Source organism: Marinibacterium profundimaris, assembly GCF_002210095.1.
Classification (GTDB): Bacteria; Pseudomonadota; Alphaproteobacteria; order Rhodobacterales; family Rhodobacteraceae; genus Marinibacterium; species Marinibacterium profundimaris.
In genome coordinates this window covers 24,453-47,056 of sequence record NZ_AQQR01000003.1, presented here as the reverse complement: position 1 = coordinate 47,056, position 22,604 = coordinate 24,453, and the positions used below count along the sequence as shown (strand labels likewise).

Sequence of the window (22,604 nt, the reverse complement as noted above, 5' to 3'; positions counted from 1 at the left end):
GGACGACGCTGATCTGAGGGCTCCGGTGTGGCCCCTCGGGCACCCCCGGGCAATGGACCGTGCGGCGCGGAACGCCGGCATCGGAACCGGCGTAATGGCCCGTCGCGACGGTGACGTTTCCCGGTCCATGACCCCAAAGCAGAAAACGCAGGACGGAAACAAATATCGTCAGGGTTTCGCTTTATTCCGAATTCCCGAATTCGTGAAGTCTTGAAGGGGATTTCGGCTCATCCGATACCGGCCAAAGGTGCCGGATACGGCCGGGCACAAAAACACCTTTCCAGCCGCGGGCCAGGATGCTCCGAAAACGGCCGGGCTCAGGCGCTGCGCCGGGCCGCCGCCAGCCAGATCAGGGCCAGGCCGATCGCGATGATCGCGTTCCAGCTGGCCATCGACAGGCCGAACATCTCCCAGGCGATGTCGTCGCAGCGCACCAGAGGGGCGGACATGATCTGGTCCATCAGGTCGTCCGTCGACAGGCCCGTGACACTGCCCGAGGTGCAGCTGCTCGGGCCCTCCCACCAGCCGCGTTCGACGCCGGTGTGATAGATCCCGACACCCGCCGTGCCCAGGGCCGCCAGCCCGCCCAGCAGCGGCAGCAGCCGCCCCTGGATCGCCAGCGCCAGCGCGCCGATGACGACGGCGGCGACATGCGGGTAGCGCTGCCAGTAGCACAACTTGCACGGCGGCAGCCCGCCCAGGTACTGGAAGGCCAGGGCACCAAGCAGCAGCGCGGCAGAGCCGCCCGCGGCCAGAAGGATCAGTCGGGTTCGTGTCAAAGTGCTTTCACCAGAAGGAAGCCGCCGATCAGGGCGATCACGAAGGCGGTCAGGACAAGCCCCAGTCGCCGCTCGATAAAATCGCGGATCGGCGGGCCGAAGGCATGAAGAAGCCAAGCCACCAGGAAGAACCTGCCGGCCCGGGCCAGGATCGAGGTCGCGATGAAGGTGCCCAGCGGCATGCCGGTCCAGCCGGACATGATCGTGATCACCTTATACGGGAACGGCGTCAGCCCCGCGGTCAGCACCGCCCAGAAGCCGAGGTCGTTGAAGCGCTGGTTGAACTCCTCCATCGCGTGGGCCTTGCCCAGCGAGGCGAGGATCGGCTGGCCGATCGTGTCGAAGGCGAAGGCGCCGATCGCGTAGCCCAGCAGCCCGCCCAGCACCGACGACACCAGCGCCACGGTGGCGATCAGGAACGCCTTGTCGCGCGCCGCCAGTATCATCGGGATCATCAGCAGGTCGGGCGGGATCGGGAAGACCGAGCTTTCCAGGAAGGACACCCCGGCCAGCGCCCACAGCGCCCTGGGATGATGCGCCAGCGCGATCGTGCGGTCATAAAGATTTCTGATCATGTGGGATGCGTCCCGTAGCCGGCGATGGTCCTGCAAAAGCATGCCCCGTACGCGCGGTCAAGACTGCCCTTTTGGTCTCAATTCTGTTCTTGTGAAAGTCGACCCAGCCAAATCGGCCAATGCCGACGGATTGACCGAAGAGCCCGGTTTGTAAAAACAGCACGACAGGTTCGTAGGTGCAGAGGATATCATGAGTGACATTGAAGATCCCAGGATCGCGGTCTTGGCCGAGGGGGTCATCCGCTCGACCCGGCTGATGCGGGCGCTGGGGCTGGATGGTCTGGGCCTTGCCCTTGCCATCGCCTTCCACGATGCGACCCGTCCCTGGACGGCGCGTGCCCTGGCCGATTACATTGCCTTTCCGCGCACAAGCGTTCTGAAGCGCCTGCGCGAGTACCAGGACCTGGGGGTTCTTCGAAAGACCGGCGACGGGTGGGAAGTCTACCCGGAACCACAGCTGATGCTGCGGAAGATGCTCTCGGAATACATCGACCTGCTGGGCGGAGACCGGGTCGGCTTCTCGCCCGAGGTGCTGGATTTCTGCAAGGGAACGAGCGAGGGGGCGGTGCGCCCGGCGCGGCGGCGGCTGGACATGGAGGAGGCCCAGAAGATCTGCTTTCCCGCCGGCACCTCGCTGCTGAACCTCAAAATGCCCGCGCGATAGGGCTGGACATCGTGGCGTCGCGGACGCTAGAGCATCGGATGGGCCCAAGTGGCGGAATGGTAGACGCAGGGGATTCAAAATCCCCCGCCTTCGGGCGTGCCGGTTCGAGTCCGGCCTTGGGTACCAATGGCCCGACAGTATCGCAGTACCCCCCGCGGCAGGGGGCCGGACACAGGCCGGTCGATGCCGTGGCGGCTTTCTGTTATCCTCGGTGCTGTCCTGCAATCCCTGCGCTGCGCTGGCGGCCTCCGCAGCCTGTCGCCGCCATGCCGCGCAGTGATGATCCGCGCGCGGACATGTTGCTTTTGGCAGTCCCCCGCCGGATAGTCGCCTGATGTTCCGCTTCCTGCATACCGCTGATCTGCATATCGATTCCCCGCTGCGCAGCCTTGCGCTGCGCGACGCCGATCTGGCCGAACGCGTCGGCTCCGCCACCCGCACCGCGCTGTCGCGGATCGTGGACGCCTGCCTGGAACACGAGGTCCACGCGCTGCTGATCGCCGGAGATCTCTTTGACGGCGACATCCACAGCATGAAGACCGCCGCCTTCGTCATCGCCCAGTTCGAAAGGCTGGACGCGGCCGGGATCCCCGTCTTTCTGATCCGCGGCAACCACGATGCCGAAAGCCAGCTGACCCGCGAGATCGACTTGCCGCCCAACGTGACGCTGTTCACCGGCCATGGCGGGGTCGAGGAACTGCCCGATCACGGGGTCGCCATCCACGGCATCAGCTTCGCGCGTCCCTCAGCCCCCGAAAGCCTGCTGCCGAAGCTGCGCCCGCCGGTGCCGGGACGGTTCAACATCGGCCTTCTGCACACCAGCCTCGCCGGGGCGCCCGGCCACGACGTCTATGCGCCCTGCAGCATCGCCGATCTTACCGGTCACGGCTTCGACTACTGGGCGCTTGGCCATGTCCACGGTCGTCGGATCCATGCCGAGGCGCCGCTGATCGTGATGCCCGGCATGCCCCAGGGCCGCGATATCGGCGAGGCCGGACCGAAAAGCGCCACGCTGGTCACCGTGACCGAGGGGCGGGCCGAGCTGCGCGAGGTGCCGACCTCGGCCGTGGTCTTCGAGAGGGTGACCTGCGATCTGGGCGACATCGACGACTGGCGCGACGCGCGGGCCGCCGTGATGGGGGCGCTGCGCGCGGCGACGCCGGCCGACGAGGGCTGGCTCGTGGCCCGGGTCGAGCTGCGCGGGCAGGGCGATCTTGCCTGGCGCATCCGCCGCGATCTGGACCTGTTCTCGGCCCAGATGGCCGAGGACGCTCAGGCCGAAGGGCGCATGGCCATCGAGAAAATCGAAATTACGCTGCAGGACCGTGCCGAGGCCGCCGCCCATGGCGGTGCCCGGGCCGACCTGGTCAGCCTGCTGCACGAGGTCTGCGAGACGCCGGCATTTCGCGACCGCGCCATCGACATGGTCCGCGCCCTGTCCGAGGATCTGCCCCCCGAGATCCGCGGCGATTTCGGCCGGACCGAAGAGGATCTTGCCGCCGTGGCGATCCGGATCCTGGACGAGGGGGCCGAGGAGGTCGCCGCGCGCCTCTCGGCCGGAGCGGCGGCGCAGGGCGAGGAAGGCTGATGCGGCTGCGCCGGCTCGATCTGACACGCTACGGGCGGTTCACCGATCACGCGATCGACTTCGGCACGGCCACGCCCGGGCGTCCGGACCTGCATGTGATCTTCGGCCCCAACGAGGCGGGCAAGACCACCTGTTTCGAGGCCTACCTGGATCTGCTGTACGGCATCCCGATGCGCAGCCCCTACAATTTCCTCCATGATTACGACAGTATGGAGGTCGGCGGCCTGCTTGAGATCGACGGCACCCCCACCGCGCTGCGCCGCATCAAGCGCCAGCGCAACGACCTTCTCGACGCCGATGGCCAGCCGGTCGGGCCGGCGCTGCTGTCGGGCGCCCTGGGCGGGATCGGGCGGGACCAGTACCGCGCGATGTTCTCGCTGGATGACGACACGATCGAGGCTGGAGGCGAGGATATCCTTGCCAGCCAGGGCAGCCTGGGCGAGCTGCTGTTCTCGGCCGCCGCCGGCCTGTCGGACCTGGGCGCCGAGCTGAAGACGATGCGCGAGGAGGCCGAGGCCTTCCACAAGCCGCGCGGCCGCAAGACAGAGCTGGCCGAGGCAAAACGCGCGCTGAAAGAGCTGCAGGGCCAGCTGCGCGAGATCGACCTGAGCGCCAGCCGGTACCGCCAGCTGAAGGCCGCCGACACCGCCGCCCGTAGCCGCGAGGCCGAGGCGCGCGCCCGGCGCGAGACGCTGCAACGCGAGCTCAACCGCGCCCGCGCCATCGCCCGCTGCCTGCCCCTGCGCGCCGAGCATGACGCCCTGCAGGGCCGCCTTGCGCCCATCGCCGACTGGCCCGCCGTGCCGGCCCATTGGCAGGCCGAGGCCGAGACCCTGCGCGATGCCGAGGTCGAGGCCCGCACGCGCCTGTCCGGCGCCACGGATGCCATCGCGCGGCTTGAGACCGAGGGCGATACGCCGCCCCGCGATCCGCTTGCCCTGACCCATGCCGAGGCGCTGGGACAGCTTATGGACAAGCCGCGCGCCCGGGCGCTCTCGGCCGAGGGGGACCTGCCCAGCCGCCGGGCGTCGCTGTCCGAACTGGCGGGCGAGATCCGCGCGCTGCACCGTGACCTGTCGCTGCCCGACGAGACCCTGCCGCCGCCGTCACCGGCACTTGCCACAGCCGAAACAGCCGCCCGCGCCCTGCAGGAGGCCGAGCGCGCCGCGACCCGCGCCGCGCAGGACCTGGCCGAGGCCGATGCTGCATTGGTCAAGGCGACCGAGGCCGCGCCCGATACGTCCGATACGCCGGATCCCGATCTGGCCACCCTGCTGGAAGAGCTGGAGCCCGAGACCCTGGCCGGGGACGTGTCGCGCGCCCGCGCGGCTCAGGCCGAGGCGCAGGCCGACCTCGCCGCGTCGCGCGCGGCGCTCACGCCCTGGACCGGCCCGGAGGATACACTGCCGCCGCTGCTCCTCTCCCGAGATCAGCTTGCCCGCCGCCTTGACCGGTGGTCAGACGCCCTCCGCACCCTCGACCGGGCCGAAGAGCGCCGGGCCGAGGCGCAGGTGTCGCGCGATCAGGCACAGGCGCGCTGCACGGCGCTGGAGGCCGATGCCTCCCTCGTGACGGATGCCCAGGCCGAGGCCGCGCGCGCCGCCCGCGACACCAGCTGGACCCGCCACAGCGCGGCGCTGACATCCGAGACCGCCGCGCTCTTCCATGCCGAGATGCTGCGTCTCGACAGCTTGCAGGAGGCCCGGCTGGGCATGGCCGAACAGCTGGGCCGCCTGCGCGACGGCAGGCTTGCGACGATCGACGCCCAAACCTTGCTGGAGGCCCGCATCTCGGAACACGCGAGGGCCGAGGAGATCCACGACACGCTCCTCCAGGACTTCCGCGATCTTTGCAGCCGCTTCGGCCTGCCCGAACTGGACCCCGCCGACCTCACGGCCTGGCTCGATCACCTTCATCGCGCGCACGAGGCGCAGGCGAGGCTGGCGCGCGCCGGGCAGACCCTGGCCGAGGCGCAGGCAGCGCAATCCGCCGCCGCCGCCCGCATGTGTGCCGCGCTTGGGCTTTCGGAGGCGGACGGAACGCCATTTGCCACGCTGACCGCCCGTGCCCGCGCCGAGCAGCTGCGCCGCGCCGAAATGGCCGCCCGTATCGCCGAGCACCGCAAGGCGCTGGACACCGCGCGCCAGTCCCGCGAGACGCGGACGCGCGCCCTGGATCAGACCCGAACCGCCCTCGATACGGCGTCGGCGGACTGGAGCCGCGCCCGCACGGCACTGCCCGAGACGCTCCACGACGCCGCCGCCTTCCTCACCGCTCTTCCGGCCCTTCGCACGCTGCTCGAAACCCGCACCGAACGCGACCGGCTCGCCAGCCGCATCGCCGCGATGGAGGCCGACCAGGCCGGCTTCGCTACCTCCGTCGCCCGGATGGCGGCCGCCCTGCAGGAGCCCGAGCGGGAGACACCCGGTGCCACCGCCGCGGCCCTGCGCGCCCGGCTGGCCACAGCGCAGGAGGCCGAGACCCGCCATGCCGACCGGCAGGCCCGGCTGGCCGAGCTGCGCCAGGCGGAACAGGAGGCGCGCAGCCGTTTGTCGGACATCGCTGCCGACATCGCCGACAAGGCCCGTGCCCTGCCGCAACCCCAGGCGATCGCCAGCGCCGGCGACCTCCTCTCGGCGCTGTCCACCGCCGCGCAGGCCGAGACGCTGCGGCATGAAATCGACAGGCTCCGGCAGGAGATCCTGCCCGCCCTCGGGGCAGAGGACATGGCCGCTGCCGCCGAAATCCTCGATGCGGCTGACCTGCCCGAGGTCGAGGCGCGCTGCGCGGGGCTCGACGGGGATCTCGCAACGGCGCAGACCGAGCTGGAGGATGCCATCGGCGAGGCGCGGCTAACCGCCGGCGCGCTGCAGGCGCTTGGCGGCGACGATGCCGCGGCGCGGCTGGCCGAACAGCAGGCGACGCTGCTGGTGGATCTGTCCGACAAGGCCCGGCGTCACCTGCGGCTGCAGATCGGGCTGGCTGCGGCGGAACAGGCGCTGGCGCGCTACCGGGACAGCCACCGCTCCGCGATGCTGTCCGCCACCGCCGACGCGTTCCGCACCCTGACCGCCGGCGCCTATACCGACCTGCAGACCCGTACCGCGGGCGAGGCCGAGACCTTGCTGGCCATCCGCGGGCGCGACAATCGCTCGGTCGCGGCATCCGAGATGTCGAAGGGCACACGGTTCCAGCTTTACCTGGCGCTGCGGCTGGCGGGCTATCGGGACTATTCCGCGCGCGGCGTGGCCTTGCCCTTCGTTGCCGATGACATCATGGAAACCTTTGACAACACGCGCACATCCGCCGCGCTGGGTCTTCTGCGCGAGTTGGGGCGGCAGGGGCAGGCGCTGTACTTCACGCACCACGAACACGTGGTGGAGCTGGCCCGCGAGATCTGCGGCGACGATCTGAACGTCCACGACATCAGCCCCGGGTGACGCCCCGGCTGTCTGGAGGTGGTCCGGCAACGGCCCGACGACGATCCCCTGGCACAGCCAGGGCCGATCGGTGACTCACTCAGCGACGCCACGGCCAGACTTTGACACCGAAAGCGCCGGCACGGCCGGGGCAGGGGCTTAGCCTTCGCCGCCCAGCCCCGTGCCCATGAACAGCATGATCCAGACCTTCATCCGCATGATCAGCGCCTTTTCCAGCGCCCAGGCCTGGATCACCTCGCCCATGAAGGTCCCGGCCATCGGCCCGCTGATCTTCGTCGTATAGGCCTGCACAAGGCAGCCGCTGCCCTCGACCAGCATCGCCTGGTGTTCGGGATAGACCAGCCGCAGATAGACCACCAGATCCCCGGGCCCGCCACGCTGGATCTGCTGCGAGGGCTGCAAAAGCGAGCCGGTCGGCCCAAGCTGGCCGGTGGCCACCGCCTCCTGCACCCGTGTCACGCGGGCCGGGAAGACAGAATTCTTCATGCCGCTGTTGATGTTCGTCGAACAGGCGACCTCGGCCGGCATGCCCTCGTGCAGCACGGCGCGGTTGACCTGCGAGAACCCTCCGACAATCTCCAGCGGAGATTCTTCGGACACGTCGGGCACGATCACCATGGACGGGTTCAGCGCAATCTGCGCGGCCCGATCCCCCACGTTCAGGGTCAACTGGTCGATCCGCCCGTCCACCATCGCGGTGACGCGGGTCTTCGACAGCTCCACCTGTTTCTGGTTCAGCTGCGCCTTCGCCGCCGTCAGCTGCGCGGGCAGCACCTGATCGACCTGCAATTGCAGCGACTGCACCTTGTATTCCGCCGCCGACACCTCGGCCGAGGCGGCGTCGAACCGGTCCTTGGCACGCAGGTACTTGTCCTCGGCATAGGCCGGAGAATTCTCCTGGCCCAGCCGTTCGAGATTGGTCATCGTCAGCTCGGCCTCAGCCTGGTCGGCCTGGGCGCGCAGCACCTCGGCCTGGGCTTCCTGCACTTCGGACTTGGCCAGCGCGATCTGGCTTTGCACCTCCGCCACCTGCGCCTGGGACGCGGCGACGGCGGCCTGTTCCGAACTGTCGTCGATGGTGAAGAGAAGGTCGCCCCTCTTCACCTGCTGGCCGCCCACGACCATGATCTCGGTCACCGTGCCCGACGTTTCGGGCACCACCGGCACGATCCGGAAGGGGATCAGCGCGTTGCGGCTGTCGGGGTGGTAATACTCGATCGTGAAGATCAGCGCGAAAAACAGCACCATCCAGACAAAGATCGCACGGTGCACGGCATAGACCGTGATCTCGCGCTTGCGCAGGCGCAGGTAGGCCACGCGGATCAGCAGCGGGAAACAGGTGATCAGAAGCTCGATCATCTCCGGTAACCTCCCGGGAACTCGTCCGATTCCGGCTTGATCCACAGCGCGATGTCGCGTGCCAGCGCGGCCGCGATCAGCGACAGGGGCAGCAGGATGCTGAAACTCTCCAGCGGCGGCAGCAGGTCATAGGCCAGCCCGATCGTCAGCATGGTCGGGATCGTCGTGCGCAGCGGTGTGGTCCCGCCGCGCCGTTCGGCGTAGCGGTCGAAGATGGCGTAGATCCAGATCACGATGAACAGCAGGAAGCCCAGGGTGATCAGCCCGTACATGGCGAAGCTGTCGGTCTCGCCCGGGGCGGCCCAGGCATCGGGCGCCGGATCCTCTGTCATCGTCGCGGTGGCCGTGGTGTCAGTCGTGGTGTCGACCGTGGTACCGGCAGCGGTGCCGGCCGATCCGGGCGTCGGGGCCGCGGCCGTGCCGCCATCGCCTGCGGCCGGTTGCGCGGATACCGCGCCGGACGCCGCAGCGCCAGGTGCGCCGTCATCCTGTGCCGTCCCCACGGCGCTGTCGCCCGAGGGTCCCGTTTCACTGTTGGTTGTCGCCATGGTCGGAGTCTCCGCACCCTTCGCCGCCTGCTTGCCCCCGGGGCTATTTCTGGGTGAAATCTCCCATGAACGCAACGATTTATGCGCCGGAAGCCGTGCATTGTACCGACCGATCCATTGTCGGCTTCACGCCCTTGCCCTTGAATGCCCGATGCTTGACCGCACCGCGCCGTTTCAGGCCACGCGGGCCTTTCGCTTGGCCTGCGTCCCGGCGGCATCACCATCACCGGGCTCTGCTGCCGCTCCCTTCGCGCTGTCATCTGTCAGCTTTTCCAGCCGCACCTCGGCCGAGGCCGCGTGGGCGGCCATCCCTTCGGCCCGGCTGATCCCCGCGGTGGCGCGCGCCAGCTCGGGCATCGCGGCCCGGTCGGTGCGCTGCCAGGTCACCGTCTTGGTGAACTTCTGTACAGACAGCCCGCCGGTGTAGCGTGCCGCACCGCTGGTCGGCAGCACGTGGTTCGGCCCCGAAACCTTGTCGCCGAAGGCCACCGTCGTCTCCTGGCCCAGGAAGAGCGACCCGTAGGTGCTCAGCCGCTCAAGCCACCAATCGAGATCGCGCGCCTGCACATGCAGGTGCTCGGGCGCATAGGCCTCCGAGATCTCGACCATCTCCTCGCGGCTGTCGCACAGCATGACCTCGCCCCGGTCCGCCCAGGAGACGCGCGCCAGGTGACCGTTGCGCTCGGGCAGGCTGTCGATCAGGGTCGGGATCAGGCGCATCACCTCCTCGGCCAGCGGCTGGCAGGTGGTGGCCAGCCACACCGGGCTGTCGACGCCATGTTCGGCCTGACCGACAAGGTCCCAGGCGACGATCTCGGGGTCGGCGCTGTCGTCGGCCAGCACCAGACTGTCGGTGGGGCCGGCGAACATGTCGATGCCGACGCGCCCGAACAGCTGGCGTTTCGCTTCGGCCACATAGGAATTTCCGGGGCCGGCCAGGATGTTGGCTTCGGGGCAGCCGAACAGCCCGAAGGCCATGGCCGCGATCGCCTGCACCCCGCCCAGCGTCAGGATCCGGTCCGCTCCGGCCAGGTCCATCGCGTAGATCACCGCGTCGGGAATGCCGCTGCCCGGCTGCGGCGGCGAGGCCGCGAGGATCGTGCCCACGCCCGCCACCTTCGCCGTGGTGATCGTCATCAGCGCCGAGGCGACATGGATATATCGCCCGCCCGGCACGTAGCAGCCCGCGCTCGCCACCGGGATCTGCTTCTGCCCGGCCCAGTGGCCCGGTCGCAGCTCGACCGCGCAATCCTGCAACGTGGCCTTCTGCGCCTCGGCAAAGCGGCGGATGTTGTCATGCGCCAGCCCGATCAGCGCGCGCTGGTCGTCATCCACGCGGGCGATGGCGGCGGCGCGGGCCTCGTCCGACAGCTCGGCCGGTCCCTCCCAGTGATCCAGCGTCCGGGCATAGTCGAGCACCGCCGGCGCGCCGTCGGCCTCGATCCGTTCCAGCATCTCTCTCACCGTCTCGCGAAGGTCGGCGGATTCGGAGGCCGGCCGGGGATCGGCGCGTTTGAGATGACGGATGGTCATGCGGACACCTCGTGTCGAAGGAATTTCGGTCCTGGGACCATTGGGCCGAACGGTCCCGGCACCTTCGCGCCCTGGTGCGTCGATTCGATGGCGCGGGCTGCGTGCGCCTGGACCCGAACGGTCAAGACGTGCGACAAGGCGCTGTGCATCAAGGAAAATGGCGACAAAGGTCTTTGGTCTCAACTGGCTGGATGCAACCTCTGCGTGTTGCACCTTTGGTTCTGTATAGACGGGCGCAGGCAGGGTGTCATGCCTGTCGGAGCTGTGAGACCCGCGTGATATGCGCGCGGGGTCGGATCTGCTCTGCTGGCGGGCATCGGGCCATGTCTTTGCGGTCTCGCTGACCCGGCGATCTGCCGGGCGTGGCCTTGTTGCATCATCATGTGGTGTGGTGCGGGCGTCAGCATGACAAGATCGGGGCAGGGCCGCCCGAGCCCGGCCGGGGCGTGCCGGGCCCATGGCCGGCCCGCGGTTCTGACCTTACGGCAATTTCCAGCCTGTCGCCGTCACGATCCGGCCACGCTTCGGAATTCGCTTGGTTTTTCCCCGATCATGGGGTCAATGTCATCTGGCCTTTGCATGACAGGGTCATGCTGGGCGCACGTGTCAGTTAATAAAGAAGAGGGACAACATGTTTACCAAGTTCATTGCCAGCCGCACCGCCGCCTTTACCGTGGCCGCCGGCCTCGCGGCCGCCCTGACCCCTGCCGCTCAGGCGCAGGAAGCCTGGAAGACCGTCGGTGACTGGAACATCGTGGTCGAGGAAAACGCGGGCAATGGCTGCCTGATGGAGAAGACCTTCGACAACGGAATCCTGCTGCAGTTCGGCCTGCTGCCGCTGCGCGACGGTGGCTTCTTCGCCGCCTATTCCGAGGACTGGACCTTCATCGAGGAAGGCGCCAAGGCACCGGTCAGCTTCCTCTTCGAGGGCGTGGAATTCAACGGTGAATCCGAAGGTTACATCGACGGCCCCTGGTACGGCGGTTTCGTCTTCACCAACAACGTGGCCCTGGTCTACGAATTCGCCAAGAAGACCCAGATGACCGTGACCGCGGGCGACAACCCGCCCGTCACGCTCAGCCTGGACGGCACGCTGAAGGGCGTCGAAGAGCTGATCAACTGCCAGGCGGCACAGGGCTGATCCGCCGGGTCCCGGCGCAGGCCGGACCCGTGTTTCAGGGCCCTGAAGCCCGTCGATAGAATGCGAAGGCGCCGGCCCCTGGTCCGGCGCCTTTGTTTTGGGCAGACATACCCGCCCGTACCGGCGCGACGGGTCCGGGCTGGCCACAAGACATATTTTACCAATTGATAAAATTTCAACCTGTGCCAGACTTCCTCCATGGGCCGGGTTCATCCCGGCACAGGCCAAGCAACGAGGGAGACAGCCATGGCCACGCCCAGTCGCGCTCCGGGGATCGCGCCCGGACGCCTCTCCTCCGAGGAGATCGCCGCCAATTTCAAGGATCTGCACGCGCCCTATGCCGCGCACGAGGCCTCGGTGGCGGCGGACCGCTGCTACTTCTGCCACGACGCGCCCTGTGTGACGGCCTGTCCGACCTCGATCGACATCCCGCTGTTCATCCGCCAGATCCAGACCGGCCAGCCGGAGGCGGCGGCAAGGACGATTTTCGACCAGAACATCCTGGGCGGCATGTGCGCCCGGGTCTGCCCGACGGAAACGCTGTGTGAAGAGGCCTGCGTGCGCGAGGCGGCCGAAGGCAAACCGGTAGAGATCGGCCGCCTGCAGCGCCACGCGACCGATGCGCTGATGGCCAGGGGCGTGCATCCCTTCACCCGGGCCGAGCCGCCGGGCCGCAGCATCGCGGTGGTGGGCGCCGGGCCGGCGGGGCTGGCCTGCGCGCACCGGCTGGCGATGCTGGGCCATGACGTGGTGGTGTTCGAGGCCCGGCCGAAGCCCGGCGGGCTGAACGAATTCGGCATCGCCGCCTACAAGTCCACCGATGGATTCGCGGCGGCCGAGGTCGACTGGCTGCTGCAGATCGGCGGCATCACGATCGAGACGGGCAGGGCGCTTGGCGCCGGCCTGACGCTGGACGGGCTGAAGGCCGAGCACGACGCCGTCTTCCTGTCGATCGGGCTGGCTGGGGTGAACGCGCTGCGCGCCGAGGGGGGCGACAGGACCGGCGTTGTGCCGGCGGTCGATTTCATCGCCGGCCTGCGCCAGGCCGAGGATCTGTCGGCGCTGCCCGTGGGCCGCGACGTGGTGGTCATCGGTGGCGGCATGACGGCGGTGGATGCCGCCGTGCAATCCCGTCTGCTGGGCGCCGAGACCGTGACCATGGCCTACCGCCGCGACCGCCCGGCCATGGGCGCCAGCGTCTATGAACAGGACCTTGCCGCCTCGAAGGGCGTGCGGCTGATGTTCAACGTCACCCCCGTCGCCGTGCATGGCAACGGATCCGTGGCCGAGGTCGAGCTCGCCTATACCGAAACCGTGGACGGCAAGCTGGTCGAGACCGGCGAGACGATCCGCCTGCCAGCCGACCAGGTCTTTGTCGCCATCGGCCAGTCTCTCTCCGCCGTGCCCGAGGGCGTGGCGCTCGAGGGCGGCAAGATCGCGGTCGAGGGGCCCGGGCGCACCTCGATGCCCGGGGTCTGGGCCGGGGGCGATTGCGCCGCCGGCGGCGAGGACCTGACCGTGACCGCCGTGGCCGAGGGCCGGGATGCCGCGATGGACATCCATGCCGCGCTGAGCGCCTGAGGCGGACCGGACATGGATATTTCCGCAACGACCAGGACATCAATGTGCCACAAGGGGAGGATCCCGGCATGGCTGATCTGACAACGGACTTTCTGGGCATCCGCAGCCCCAACCCCTTCTGGCTGGCCTCCGCGCCGCCCACGGACAAGGAATACAACGTCCGCCGCGCCTTCGAGGCGGGCTGGGGCGGCGTGGTCTGGAAGACCCTGGGCGAGGCGGGCCCGCCGCTCGTCAACGTCAACGGGCCGCGCTACGGCGTAGTGCATGGCGCCGACCGGCGGGTTCTGGGGCTCAACAACATCGAACTGATCACCGACCGCCCGCTGGAGGTGAACCTGGAGGAGATCGCCCGCGTCAAGGCGGATTACCCCGACCGCGCGCTTGTCGTGTCGATCATGGTCCCCTGCGAGGAGGCCGCCTGGAAGGCGATCCTGCCCCGCGTGGCCGAGACCGGAGCCGACGGGATCGAGCTGAACTTCGGCTGTCCCCACGGCATGAGCGAGCGCGGCATGGGATCTGCCGTGGGGCAGGTGCCCGAGTACATCGAGATGGTCACCCGCTGGTGCAAGCAGAACTACGACAGGCCCGTCATCGTGAAGCTGACGCCCAACATCACCGACATCCGCCAACCTGCCCGGGCGGCCAAGAACGGCGGGGCGGATGCGGTCTCGCTGATCAACACGGTGTCGTCGATCACCTCCGTGAACCTCGACACCTTCAGCCCCGAACCCTCGATCGACGGCAAGGGCAGCCATGGCGGCTATTGCGGCCCGGCCGTCAAACCCATCGCGCTGAACATGGTGGCCGAGATCGCGCGCGACCCGGAGACATACGGCCTGCCGATCTCGGGCATCGGCGGGGTCACCACCTGGCGCGACGCGGCCGAGTTCCTGGCGCTTGGCGCGGGCAACGTGCAGGTCTGCACGGCGGCGATGACCTACGGCTTCAAGGTGGTGCAGGAGATGATCGCCGGCCTGTCGCAATGGATGGACGACAAGGGCCATGCCTCCGTCGCCGACATCGTCGGCCGCGCGGTTCCCAACGTGACCGACTGGCAGTATCTCAACCTCAACTACATCACCAAGGCGCGGATCGATCAGGACGCCTGCATCAAGTGCGGCCGCTGCTTTGCCGCCTGCGAGGACACTTCGCACCAGGCCATTTTGATGAAACCCAGCCGCGTCTTCGAGGTCGATGACAGCGAATGCGTTGCCTGCAACCTTTGCGTCGATGTCTGCCCGGTCGAGGATTGCATCACGATGGAGCAGCTCGCCCCGGGCCAGCGCGACCCGCGCACCGGACAGGTCGTCCCGGCGGAGTACGGCAACTGGACGACCCATCCCAACAACCCGATGGCGAAGGCGGCGAAATAGGCCGGCGGCGCGCGGGGTGTCCGAGAAAATTCGCCGAATTTTCTGCGGCCCCGGGCGGACGTGGGGGATCAGAACAGAAGACGGATCGGGCCATCGTGGCAGACGACCACAAACTGGTCCGCCGTCTGGATCACATGGTAGCCGCGCTGGCGCACTTCGGCGAGAAACGCCTCGCGCCCGACTTCGCGGTCGACCCAGCTCATCGACCGGCGCACGACCGCGCCGCGCCGGGCCGCCTTGCTGGAAAACAGCTGTTCGATCCAGGGATCGCGGCGATGGCGCTCGGGTGGACAGGGATCGGCGGGCCTGTGCATGGCGGCAGGCTAGGCCCGGGTTGGTTAAGGGGTCGTTAAGGCGTCAGCAGCCGCGTGAACAGCGTGTCCAGATAGTCCGGCGCGGCCTCGAACGGATCTTCCTGGCCCAGCACGGCGCGCACCTGCACGTCGAAATCCGCGTAATGCTGGGTCAGCGACCAGATCGAGAAGATCAGGTGATGCGGATGCACTGGAGCGATGCGCCCGGCTGCGATCCAGCCCCGGATCACCGCTGCCTTTTCGTCCACCAGCGCCTTGAGATCGCGCGACAGCACCGGCCCGATCCGCGGCGCGCCCTGGATGATTTCATGCGCGAAAAGCCGGCTTTCGCGCGGGAAATCGCGGCTCATCTCCAGCTTGCGGCGCACGTAGCCCAGCAGCTGCTCCAGCGGTTCGCCATCGGGGTCGAGATCGTGCAGCGGCGCCAGCCAGGTGTCCAGCTGGCGTTCCAGGAGGGCCAGGTAGATCGCTTCCTTCGAGGCGAAATAATACAGCAGGTTCGGCTTCGAAAGCCCTGAAAGGCTTGCGATTTCGTCCACCGTCGCCCCCCGGAACCCCTGTGCCGAGAAGACCTCGAGCGCGGCATCCATGATGGCGGCGCGGTTCTTCTTCTGGATCCTCGTCGGCGTGCGGTCCTTCGGCATCGGGGCGGTCTCTCCTGCTGCGTCCCGGATGCGCCGCAAGACGCCCGGGCTGCTGCCTCTTTCGCGGTCAACGCAGGCCTGGCGGCGCGGATCCCGCGCGCCCCGGCGGGCGCGGCGCTTGACTGTCTTCGGCCCCGTGGTAGCGTCGCTTTGACCAACTGGTCAAATCAAAACGAACATGAATGTGGGGGCGGGCATGGCAGCGCCGGGTGAGAACCTTCGGATCAATGGCGAACGGCTCTGGGACAGCCTGATGGAGATGGCCAGGATCGGCCCCGGCATCGCCGGGGGCAACAACCGCCAGGCGCTGACCGACGAGGATGCCGAAGGCCGCGCGCTCTTTCAATCCTGGTGCGAGTCCGCCGGGATGACCATGGGCGTGGACGAGATGGGCAACATGTTCGCCCGCCGCGAGGGCACCGACCCCGAGGCGCTGCCGGTCTACATGGGCAGCCACCTCGACACTCAGCCGACGGGCGGCAAGTACGACGGCGTGCTGGGCGTGCTGGGCGCGCTCGAAGTGGTGCGGACGCTCAACGATCTCGACATCCGGACGAAGCATCCCATCGTCGTGGTCAACTGGACCAACGAGGAGGGCACGCGCTTTGCCCCCGCGATGCTGGCCTCGGGCGTCTTTGCCGGCGTGCTGGACCGCGACTGGGCCTATGCGCGCGAGGATGGCTCGGGCAAGACCTTCGGCGCCGAGCTGGAGCGCATCGGCTGGAAGGGCGACGAGACCGTCGGCGCCCGCAAGATGCACGCGCTCTTCGAGCTGCACATCGAGCAGGGCCCGATCCTGGAGGCCGAGGGCAAGGACATCGGCGTCGTCACCCACGGACAGGGCCTGCGCTGGATCCAGTGCACCGTGACCGGCAAGGAAAGCCACACCGGCTCCACCCCGATGCCGATGCGCCGCAACGCCGGGCGCGGGCTGGCACTGATCACCGAGCTGGTCCACGAGATCGCCATGTCGCACCAGCCCAACGCGGCGGGCGCCATCGGTCATATCGATGTCTACCCCAATTCGCGCAACATCATCCCCGGCCGCGTGGTGTTTACCGTCGATTTCCGGTCGCACGTGCCCGAGGTGCTCTCGGCGATGCTGGAGGAATTCGGTGAAAAGGCGCCACAACTCTGCGAGGAGATCGGTGTATCGCTGGAGACCGAGATCGTCGGCCAGTTCGATCCGCCCGCCTTCGACGAAGGCTGCGTCGCGACCATCCGCGCGGCGGCCGAACGGCTGGGCTACAGCCACATGGATATCGTCTCGGGCGCGGGGCACGACGCCTGCTGGGTCAACGATGTGGCGCCGACGGCGATGATCATGTGCCCCTGCGTCGACGGGCTGAGCCACAACGAGGCGGAGGAGATTTCCCCTGCCTGGGCCGCGGCGGGGACGGATGTGCTGTTTCATGCGGTGGTCGAGACGGCGGAGATCGTGGACTAGGGGGCGCTGCCCCCGTCGCCCGCGGGGCGACTCCCCCGGAGGTATTTGGACAAAGATGAAGACAGGGGCCCGCGCACCGGCCTGACGGCGGGGCCGGGTGGGAAAACGGAGAAGAGACATGTCCACCATCATCAAGGGCGGGACCATCGTCACCGCCGATCTGACCTACGAGGCCGATGTCCGCGTCGCGGGCGGCGTGATCACCGAGATCGGGCCCGACCTGACAGGGGACGAGGTGCTGGACGCCTCGGGCTGTTACGTCATGCCCGGCGGGATCGATCCGCATACACATCTGGAGATGCCCTTCATGGGCACCTATGCCGCCGAGACCTTCGAAAGCGGCACCAGGGCGGCGCTGTCGGGCGGGACGACGATGGTGGTGGACTTTGCCCTGCCCAGCCCGGGCCAGGGGCTGATGGACGCGATCAAGATGTGGGACAACAAATCCACCATGGCGACCTGTGACTATTCCTTTCACATGGCGATCACCTGGTGGTCCGAGCAGGTCTTCAACGAGATGAAGGAGGTGGTGGATCGCGGCATCACCTCGTTCAAGCATTTCATGGCCTACAAGGGCGCGCTGATGGTGAATGACGACGAGATGTTCGCGTCTTTCACCCGCTGCGCCGAGCTGGGCGCGCTGCCGCTTGTCCATGCCGAGAACGGCGACATCGTGGCCGACCTGCAGGCACGGCTGCTGGCCGAGGGCAACACCGGGCCCGAGGCCCATGCCTATTCCCGGCCTCCGGAGGTCGAGGGAGAGGCCACCAACCGCGCCATCATGATCGCGGACATGGCCGGGGTGCCGCTTTACGTGGTCCATACCTCCTGCGAGCAGTCGCACGAGGCGATCCGGCGCGCGAAGCAGAACGGCAAGCGCGTCTGGGGCGAGCCGCTGATCCAGCATCTCGTGCTGGACGAGAGCGAATACCAGAACCCCGACTGGGACCATGCCGCGCGGCGCGTGATGTCGCCGCCGTTCCGCTCGAAGCTGCACCAGGACGGGCTTTGGGCCGGGCTGCAGGCGGGGACGCTGTCGGTCGTGGCGACCGATCACTGCGCCTTCACCACCGAGCAGAAGCGCATGGGGCTGGGCGATTTTACCAAGATCCCCAATGGCACCGGCGGGCTGGAGGATCGGCTACCGATGCTCTGGACCAAGGGGGTGGCCACGGGGCGGCTGACGCCCAATGAATTCGTCGCCGTGACCTCGACCAATATTGCCAAGATCCTGAACATGTATCCGAAGAAGGGCGCGGTGCTGGTGGGGGACGATGCCGACCTGGTGGTATTCGACCCGGAGAAGGGCAAGACGATCACCGCCGACACGCAGCAATCCATCATCGATTACAACGTCTTCGAGGGGATGGAGGTGAAGGGCCTGCCGCGCTTTGTCCTGACCCGCGGCAAGGTCGCGGTCATGGATGGCGAGATGAAGGCCGAGGCCGGGCATGGCGACTTTGTCCCGCGAAAGCCGCACCAGCCGGTGAACAGGGCGCTGTCGACCTGGAAGGAGCTGACCGCGCCGCGCAGGGTGGAACGTTCGGGGATCCCGGCGACCGGGGTCTGAGCCAGGGACGCCGGGACCGGGTTGCCCCGGCGGGGGCGGCGGGGCAGACGGGCTATCGCGCCCTGACCGCGCCCGCGGCCGGCCTGAGCGTCAGGGCACCAGCTCTTCGAGTTCGGGCAGAAGCTTCACGCTTTCCTGTTCGTTCGGATCGGTGCGCGAGATCACGGCCACCGCGTCCACGCTGCCCGTGTTCATCGGCAGGTGCGGCATGCCGGCCGGGATGTAGATCAGGTCGCCGGCGTTGGTCTCCATCAGGTGCTCAAGCCGCTCGCCCCAGTACATGATGGCCGATCCTTCCATCACGTAGATCGCCGTCTCGTGGCTTTCATGCAGATGCGCCCTGGCGCGGCCTCCGGGCGGGATGCGCAGGATATGCATGCAGATCGCCTCGCTTCCGGTGGTCTGGCGCGCGATGCCTTCGAAGTAGGAAAAGCCCTGCTTGCCGTCGTAGGTTCCGCCGGGGCGGAGCTTCTGGCAGGGTCGGATGACACGGTTGTCGGACATGGGTCGACCTCCCTCCATGGACAGGCCGATTGGGCGCCCTGGGGGGTGATCCTGTCAAGAGAAGAAAGGATAAGGCGATGGCGGAAGACCTGCAGGGGCTGCTGGAGGCGGCAGTCTATGTCGGGGACCTGGATGCGGCAGAGGCCTTCTATGGCGGCACCCTGGGGCTGGAGCGTATCCTGAGGCTGGAGGGGCGGCACGTGTTCTTCCGCTGTGGCGGGTCGGTGCTGTTGTGTTTCGTGGCCGAGGAGACGCGCAAGCCGCCGGGCAATCCGGACCTGCCGGTGCCCGCCCATGGGGCCGAGGGGCCGGGGCATGTGTGTTTCTCGGTTGCGGGGCCGGCGATGGACGGCTGGCGGCAGCGGCTGGAGGGCGCGGGGCTGGAGATCGAGGCGGATTTCCAATGGCCCAATGGCGCGCGGTCGATCTATCTGCGCGATCCGGCGGGCAATTCGGTGGAACTTGCCGAGCCGAAGCTGTGGTTCGGGGAGGGATGAGGCACGGACGAGGCCGGCGGGCCGCGAGGGCGTGGCGGTGGGGTAAAACCCCACCCTACGCAGGAGCGGCTTCAAGAGGCGGCCTGTGAGCCGGGGCCGACGCGACGCGTGACGGTGCCGGCCACTGGTGCACCCGTCTCCGGCCGCGTGCCGGGGGCAGGACGGGGTCTGGACGGCGCAAGGACGGGTAGGGTGGGGTTTCACCCCACCGCCACCGGTCCGTCTCAGGCGACGGCGGTTTCCACCCTGCGCGACAGGGCGGCGAAGATCTCGTCGATCTCGCCCATGGCGTCGATCCTCTGCAGCACGCCGGTGGCGTCGTAATAGCCGATCAGCGGGGCGGTGTCGGCGTGATAGGCCTCGAGCCGCGCGGCCACGGTTTCGGCCTTGTCATCGGCGCGGCGCTTGAATTCGGTGCTGCCGCACTTGTCGCATTTGCCCGCCGCTTTCGGCTGCTTGAAACTGTCGTGATAGCCCTCGCCGCAGCCGGCGCAGGTGTAGCGGCCCGAGATGCGTTCGACCATGGCGGCGTCGTCGACCTCGAAGCTGATCGCGGCGTTGATCGACTGACCGCTTTCGGCCAGCAGCGCATCCAGCGCGCGCGCCTGGAACGTGGTGCGCGGAAAGCCGTCGAGGATGACGCCCTGCTGGCAATCGGGTTCGGCCAGCCGGTCGCGCAGGATGGCGATGACGATCTCGTCGCTGACCAGCCCGCCGGAGTCCATCACCGACTTGGCGGCCTTTCCCGCCTCGGTCCCCTGCGCCACCGCGGCGCGCAGCAGGTCGCCGGTGGAGAGCTGAACGAGGCCGAAGGTCTCTTCCAGCTTGCGCGCCTGGGTGCCCTTGCCGGCGCCCGGCGGGCCGAGAAGGATGAGCACGGCAGGCGCTGTGGTGGGTGTCGTTCCGTCCATGTGGTGGTCTCCATCGAGGGGCGCATGGGCGCTCGCGCGGGTCGGGGGCGGCCGGTCAAGTCGTGAACAAGCCGTTAATGTGGCCCTGCAACCCGTTGATTTTCCTGAAGGGGGTCGGTGTCCCACGCGTGGGACACCGAAGCGGTGGGTTGGAAACCCACCCTACTTGGCGCGGTTCTCGATCAGGTCGTCGACCACCGAGGGGTCGGCCAGGGTCGAGGTGTCGCCGAGCGAGTCGAAGTCGTTCTCGGCGATCTTGCGCAGGATCCGGCGCATGATCTTGCCCGACCGGGTCTTGGGTAGGCCCGGGGCCCACTGGATCACGTCGGGGCTTGCGATCGGGCCGATCTCGGTGCGGACCCACTGGCGCAGCTCCTTGCGGAGCTCTTCCGAGGGTTCGGCATCGTTCATCAGCGTGACGTAGCAATAAATGCCCTGGCCCTTGATCTCGTGCGGGTAGCCGACCACGGCGGCCTCGGCCACCTTGGCATGCGCCACCAGCGCGCTTTCGACCTCGGCCGTGCCCATGCGGTGGCCCGAGACGTTGATCACGTCATCGACGCGGCCGGTGATCCAGAAATCCCCGTCCTCGTCCCGCTTGCAGCCGTCGCCGGCGAAGTAATAGCCCTTGTAGTCCGAGAAATAGGTCTTCTCGAACCGCTCGTGATCGCCCCAGACGGTGCGCATCTGGCTGGGCCAGCTGTCGGCGATGCACAGCACGCCCTCTGTCGGGTAGCTGTGGATCTCCTCGCCCGTCTGCGGATCGAGCACCACGGGCTTCACCCCGAAGAACGGCTTCATCGCCGATCCAGGCTTCAGCGCATGGGCGCCGGGCAGCGGGGTCATCATGTGGCCGCCCGTCTCGGTCTGCCACCAGGTGTCGACGATGGGGCAGCGGCCCTGGCCGATCACGTTGTAATACCAGTTCCAGGCCTCGGGGTTGATCGGCTCGCCCACCGTGCCGAGGATCCGCAGCGACGACAGATCGCATTTCTCGACCGGCGCATTGCCCTGGCCCATCAGCGCGCGCAGCGCGGTGGGGGCGGTGTAGAACTGGTTCACCTTGTGCTTCTCGCAGACTTCCCAGAAGCGGCTGGCGTCCGGCCAGGTCGGCACGCCTTCGAACATCAGGGTGATCGCGCCGTTGGCCAGCGGCCCGTAGACGATATAGCTGTGCCCCGTCACCCAGCCGACATCCGCGGTGCACCAGAACACATCGCCATCGTGGTAGTCGAAGACGTATTCATGCGTCATCGCGGCATAAAGCAGGTAGCCGCCGGTGGTGTGCACCACGCCCTTGGGCTGCCCGGTCGAGCCGGAGGTATAGAGGATGAACAGCGGATCCTCGGCGTTCATCTCGGCGGGGCGCGCGTAATCGTCGGCCTCGAGCGCCATCTCGTTGTAATCGTAGTCGCGCCCGTCGATCCAGGTGGTCTGATCGCCGGTGCGCTTGACCACCAGGCATTTCACGCTGTCCTTGCAATGGAGCAGCGCGGCATCGGCGTTGGATTTCAGCGCCGTCTTGCGGCCGCCGCGCGGGGCGGTGTCGGCGGTGATGATCACCTTGGCGTCGCAGCCGTTGATCCGGGCCGACAGCGCGTCGGGCGAGAAGCCGGCGAAGACGATGGAATGGATCGCGCCGATCCGGGCGCAGGCCAGCATGGCATAGGCCGCCTCGGGGATCATCGGCAGGTAGATCACCACCCGGTCGCCCTTGCGCACGCCCATGCTCTCGAGCACGTTGGCCATCCGGCAGACGGCCACGTGCAGCTGGCTGTAGGTGATGTACTTGGCCGGCTCGTTCGGATCGTCGGGTTCGAAGATGATCGCGGTCTGGTTGCCGCGGTCCTTCAGGTGGCGGTCGATGCAATTGGCCGAGACGTTCAGCGTGCCGTCCTCGAACCATTTGATGTCGACGTTGCCGGGGGCAAAGCTGGTGTTCTTCACCTTGCTGTAGGGCTTGATCCAGTCGAGCCGCTTGCCTTGCTCACCCCAGAAGGCCTCGGGATCGTCGATCGAGGCCTTGTACATCTCTTCGTATTTCGCGCTGTCGATCTTGGCGTGATCGACGATGTCGTCCGACGGGGCAAAGACGGCGGTTGCGGCGTGATCGCCGGTCATGTCGTTCATGATGGT

The 22,604-nt window shown here is 67.9% G+C and carries 19 protein-coding genes and 1 tRNA gene; 10 read left to right on the top strand and 10 right to left on the bottom strand.

What is annotated here, in order from left to right:
* Nucleotides 1-317: 317 nt before the first annotated feature.
* Both ATO3_RS08445 and ATO3_RS08440 read right to left on the bottom strand, forming a co-directional pair.
* Nucleotides 318-779: a disulfide bond formation protein B gene (locus ATO3_RS08445; RefSeq protein ID WP_088649415.1), complete on the bottom strand. Its 462-nt coding sequence runs from the start codon at nucleotides 777-779 to the stop codon at nucleotides 318-320.
* Nucleotides 776-1,354, bottom strand: coding sequence for a YqaA family protein (locus ATO3_RS08440; RefSeq protein ID WP_088649414.1), 579 nt, complete (start codon nucleotides 1,352-1,354; stop codon nucleotides 776-778). Before ATO3_RS08440 ends, ATO3_RS08445 begins: the two co-directional genes overlap by 4 nt.
* Before the next feature lie 190 nt (nucleotides 1,355-1,544).
* On the opposite strand from ATO3_RS08440, the gene ATO3_RS08435 reads away from it, so the two are divergent.
* The 4 genes from ATO3_RS08435 to ATO3_RS08420 all read left to right on the top strand — a co-directional run bounded on the left by ATO3_RS08435 (nucleotide 1,545) and on the right by ATO3_RS08420 (nucleotide 7,046).
* On the top strand, nucleotides 1,545-2,018 hold the full coding sequence (locus ATO3_RS08435) for a hypothetical protein (protein ID WP_088649413.1): 474 nt from the start codon (nucleotides 1,545-1,547) through the stop codon (nucleotides 2,016-2,018).
* 42 nt (nucleotides 2,019-2,060) lie between these two features.
* Nucleotides 2,061-2,144 (top strand) — tRNA-Leu (locus ATO3_RS08430).
* 208 nt (nucleotides 2,145-2,352) lie between these two features.
* Complete coding sequence (locus ATO3_RS08425; protein ID WP_233152082.1) at nucleotides 2,353-3,606, top strand: metallophosphoesterase family protein; 1,254 nt, start codon at nucleotides 2,353-2,355, stop codon at nucleotides 3,604-3,606.
* Complete coding sequence (locus tag ATO3_RS08420; protein WP_088649411.1) at nucleotides 3,606-7,046, top strand: YhaN family protein; 3,441 nt, start codon at nucleotides 3,606-3,608, stop codon at nucleotides 7,044-7,046. Before ATO3_RS08425 ends, ATO3_RS08420 begins: the two co-directional genes overlap by 1 nt.
* 138 nt (nucleotides 7,047-7,184) lie before the next feature.
* Here the strand turns inward: ATO3_RS08420 and ATO3_RS08415 are convergent, their stop codons facing one another.
* The 3 genes from ATO3_RS08415 to hisD form a co-directional block, all read right to left on the bottom strand.
* Complete coding sequence (locus ATO3_RS08415) at nucleotides 7,185-8,405, bottom strand: HlyD family secretion protein (RefSeq protein WP_088649410.1); 1,221 nt, start codon at nucleotides 8,403-8,405, stop codon at nucleotides 7,185-7,187.
* On the bottom strand, nucleotides 8,402-8,953 hold the full coding sequence (locus ATO3_RS08410; RefSeq protein ID WP_088649409.1) for a hypothetical protein: 552 nt from the start codon (nucleotides 8,951-8,953) through the stop codon (nucleotides 8,402-8,404). The genes ATO3_RS08415 and ATO3_RS08410 overlap by 4 nt, the downstream gene beginning before the upstream one ends.
* Before the next feature lie 174 nt (nucleotides 8,954-9,127).
* Nucleotides 9,128-10,486: a histidinol dehydrogenase gene (gene hisD / locus ATO3_RS08405; protein WP_088649408.1), complete on the bottom strand. Its 1,359-nt coding sequence runs from the start codon at nucleotides 10,484-10,486 to the stop codon at nucleotides 9,128-9,130.
* A gap of 631 nt (nucleotides 10,487-11,117) precedes the next feature.
* Here hisD and ATO3_RS08400 point away from each other — a divergent pair.
* The 3 genes from ATO3_RS08400 to preA all read left to right on the top strand — a co-directional run bounded on the left by ATO3_RS08400 (nucleotide 11,118) and on the right by preA (nucleotide 14,581).
* A complete protein-coding gene (locus tag ATO3_RS08400) occupies nucleotides 11,118-11,627 on the top strand; it encodes a hypothetical protein (protein ID WP_088649407.1) in 510 nt (169 codons plus the stop codon).
* 246 nt (nucleotides 11,628-11,873) lie between these two features.
* Nucleotides 11,874-13,208 (top strand): NAD(P)-dependent oxidoreductase, encoded by a 1,335-nt coding sequence (locus tag ATO3_RS08395; protein WP_088649406.1) that lies wholly within the window; start codon nucleotides 11,874-11,876, stop codon nucleotides 13,206-13,208.
* Nucleotides 13,209-13,276: 68 nt separating this feature from the next.
* The gene (gene preA, locus ATO3_RS08390) at nucleotides 13,277-14,581 is read left to right on the top strand and encodes an NAD-dependent dihydropyrimidine dehydrogenase subunit PreA (RefSeq protein ID WP_088649405.1); all 1,305 of its coding nucleotides are present in this window, start codon (nucleotides 13,277-13,279) and stop codon (nucleotides 14,579-14,581) included.
* Nucleotides 14,582-14,649: 68 nt separating this feature from the next.
* On the opposite strand, the gene ATO3_RS08385 is transcribed toward preA, so the two are convergent.
* Together ATO3_RS08385 and ATO3_RS08380 are read right to left on the bottom strand one after the other, a co-directional pair.
* Complete coding sequence (locus tag ATO3_RS08385) at nucleotides 14,650-14,895, bottom strand: N-(5'-phosphoribosyl)anthranilate isomerase (protein WP_088649404.1); 246 nt, start codon at nucleotides 14,893-14,895, stop codon at nucleotides 14,650-14,652.
* Between the two features lie 35 nt (nucleotides 14,896-14,930).
* Complete coding sequence (locus tag ATO3_RS08380) at nucleotides 14,931-15,539, bottom strand: TetR family transcriptional regulator C-terminal domain-containing protein (protein WP_088649403.1); 609 nt, start codon at nucleotides 15,537-15,539, stop codon at nucleotides 14,931-14,933.
* A gap of 196 nt (nucleotides 15,540-15,735) precedes the next feature.
* Here ATO3_RS08380 and ATO3_RS08375 point away from each other — a divergent pair, with 196 nt between their 5' ends.
* Together ATO3_RS08375 and hydA are read left to right on the top strand one after the other, a co-directional pair.
* Nucleotides 15,736-16,986, top strand: a complete 1,251-nt coding sequence (locus ATO3_RS08375; protein ID WP_088649402.1) for a Zn-dependent hydrolase — start codon at nucleotides 15,736-15,738, stop codon at nucleotides 16,984-16,986.
* Between the two features lie 118 nt (nucleotides 16,987-17,104).
* Complete coding sequence (gene hydA, locus ATO3_RS08370) at nucleotides 17,105-18,556, top strand: dihydropyrimidinase (RefSeq protein WP_088649401.1); 1,452 nt, start codon at nucleotides 17,105-17,107, stop codon at nucleotides 18,554-18,556.
* A gap of 90 nt (nucleotides 18,557-18,646) precedes the next feature.
* On the opposite strand, the gene ATO3_RS08365 is transcribed toward hydA, so the two are convergent.
* Nucleotides 18,647-19,042: a cupin domain-containing protein gene (locus ATO3_RS08365; protein ID WP_198963252.1), complete on the bottom strand. Its 396-nt coding sequence runs from the start codon at nucleotides 19,040-19,042 to the stop codon at nucleotides 18,647-18,649.
* 95 nt (nucleotides 19,043-19,137) lie between these two features.
* Here ATO3_RS08365 and ATO3_RS08360 point away from each other — a divergent pair, with 95 nt between their 5' ends.
* Nucleotides 19,138-19,557: a VOC family protein gene (locus ATO3_RS08360; RefSeq protein ID WP_088649399.1), complete on the top strand. Its 420-nt coding sequence runs from the start codon at nucleotides 19,138-19,140 to the stop codon at nucleotides 19,555-19,557.
* Between the two features lie 224 nt (nucleotides 19,558-19,781).
* Here the strand turns inward: ATO3_RS08360 and ATO3_RS08355 are convergent, their stop codons facing one another.
* Together ATO3_RS08355 and acs are read right to left on the bottom strand one after the other, a co-directional pair.
* Nucleotides 19,782-20,468: an adenylate kinase gene (locus ATO3_RS08355; RefSeq protein ID WP_088649398.1), complete on the bottom strand. Its 687-nt coding sequence runs from the start codon at nucleotides 20,466-20,468 to the stop codon at nucleotides 19,782-19,784.
* 162 nt (nucleotides 20,469-20,630) lie between these two features.
* A complete protein-coding gene (gene acs / locus ATO3_RS08350) occupies nucleotides 20,631-22,589 on the bottom strand; it encodes an acetate--CoA ligase (protein ID WP_088649885.1) in 1,959 nt (652 codons plus the stop codon).
* Nucleotides 22,590-22,604: the final 15 nt, after the last annotated feature.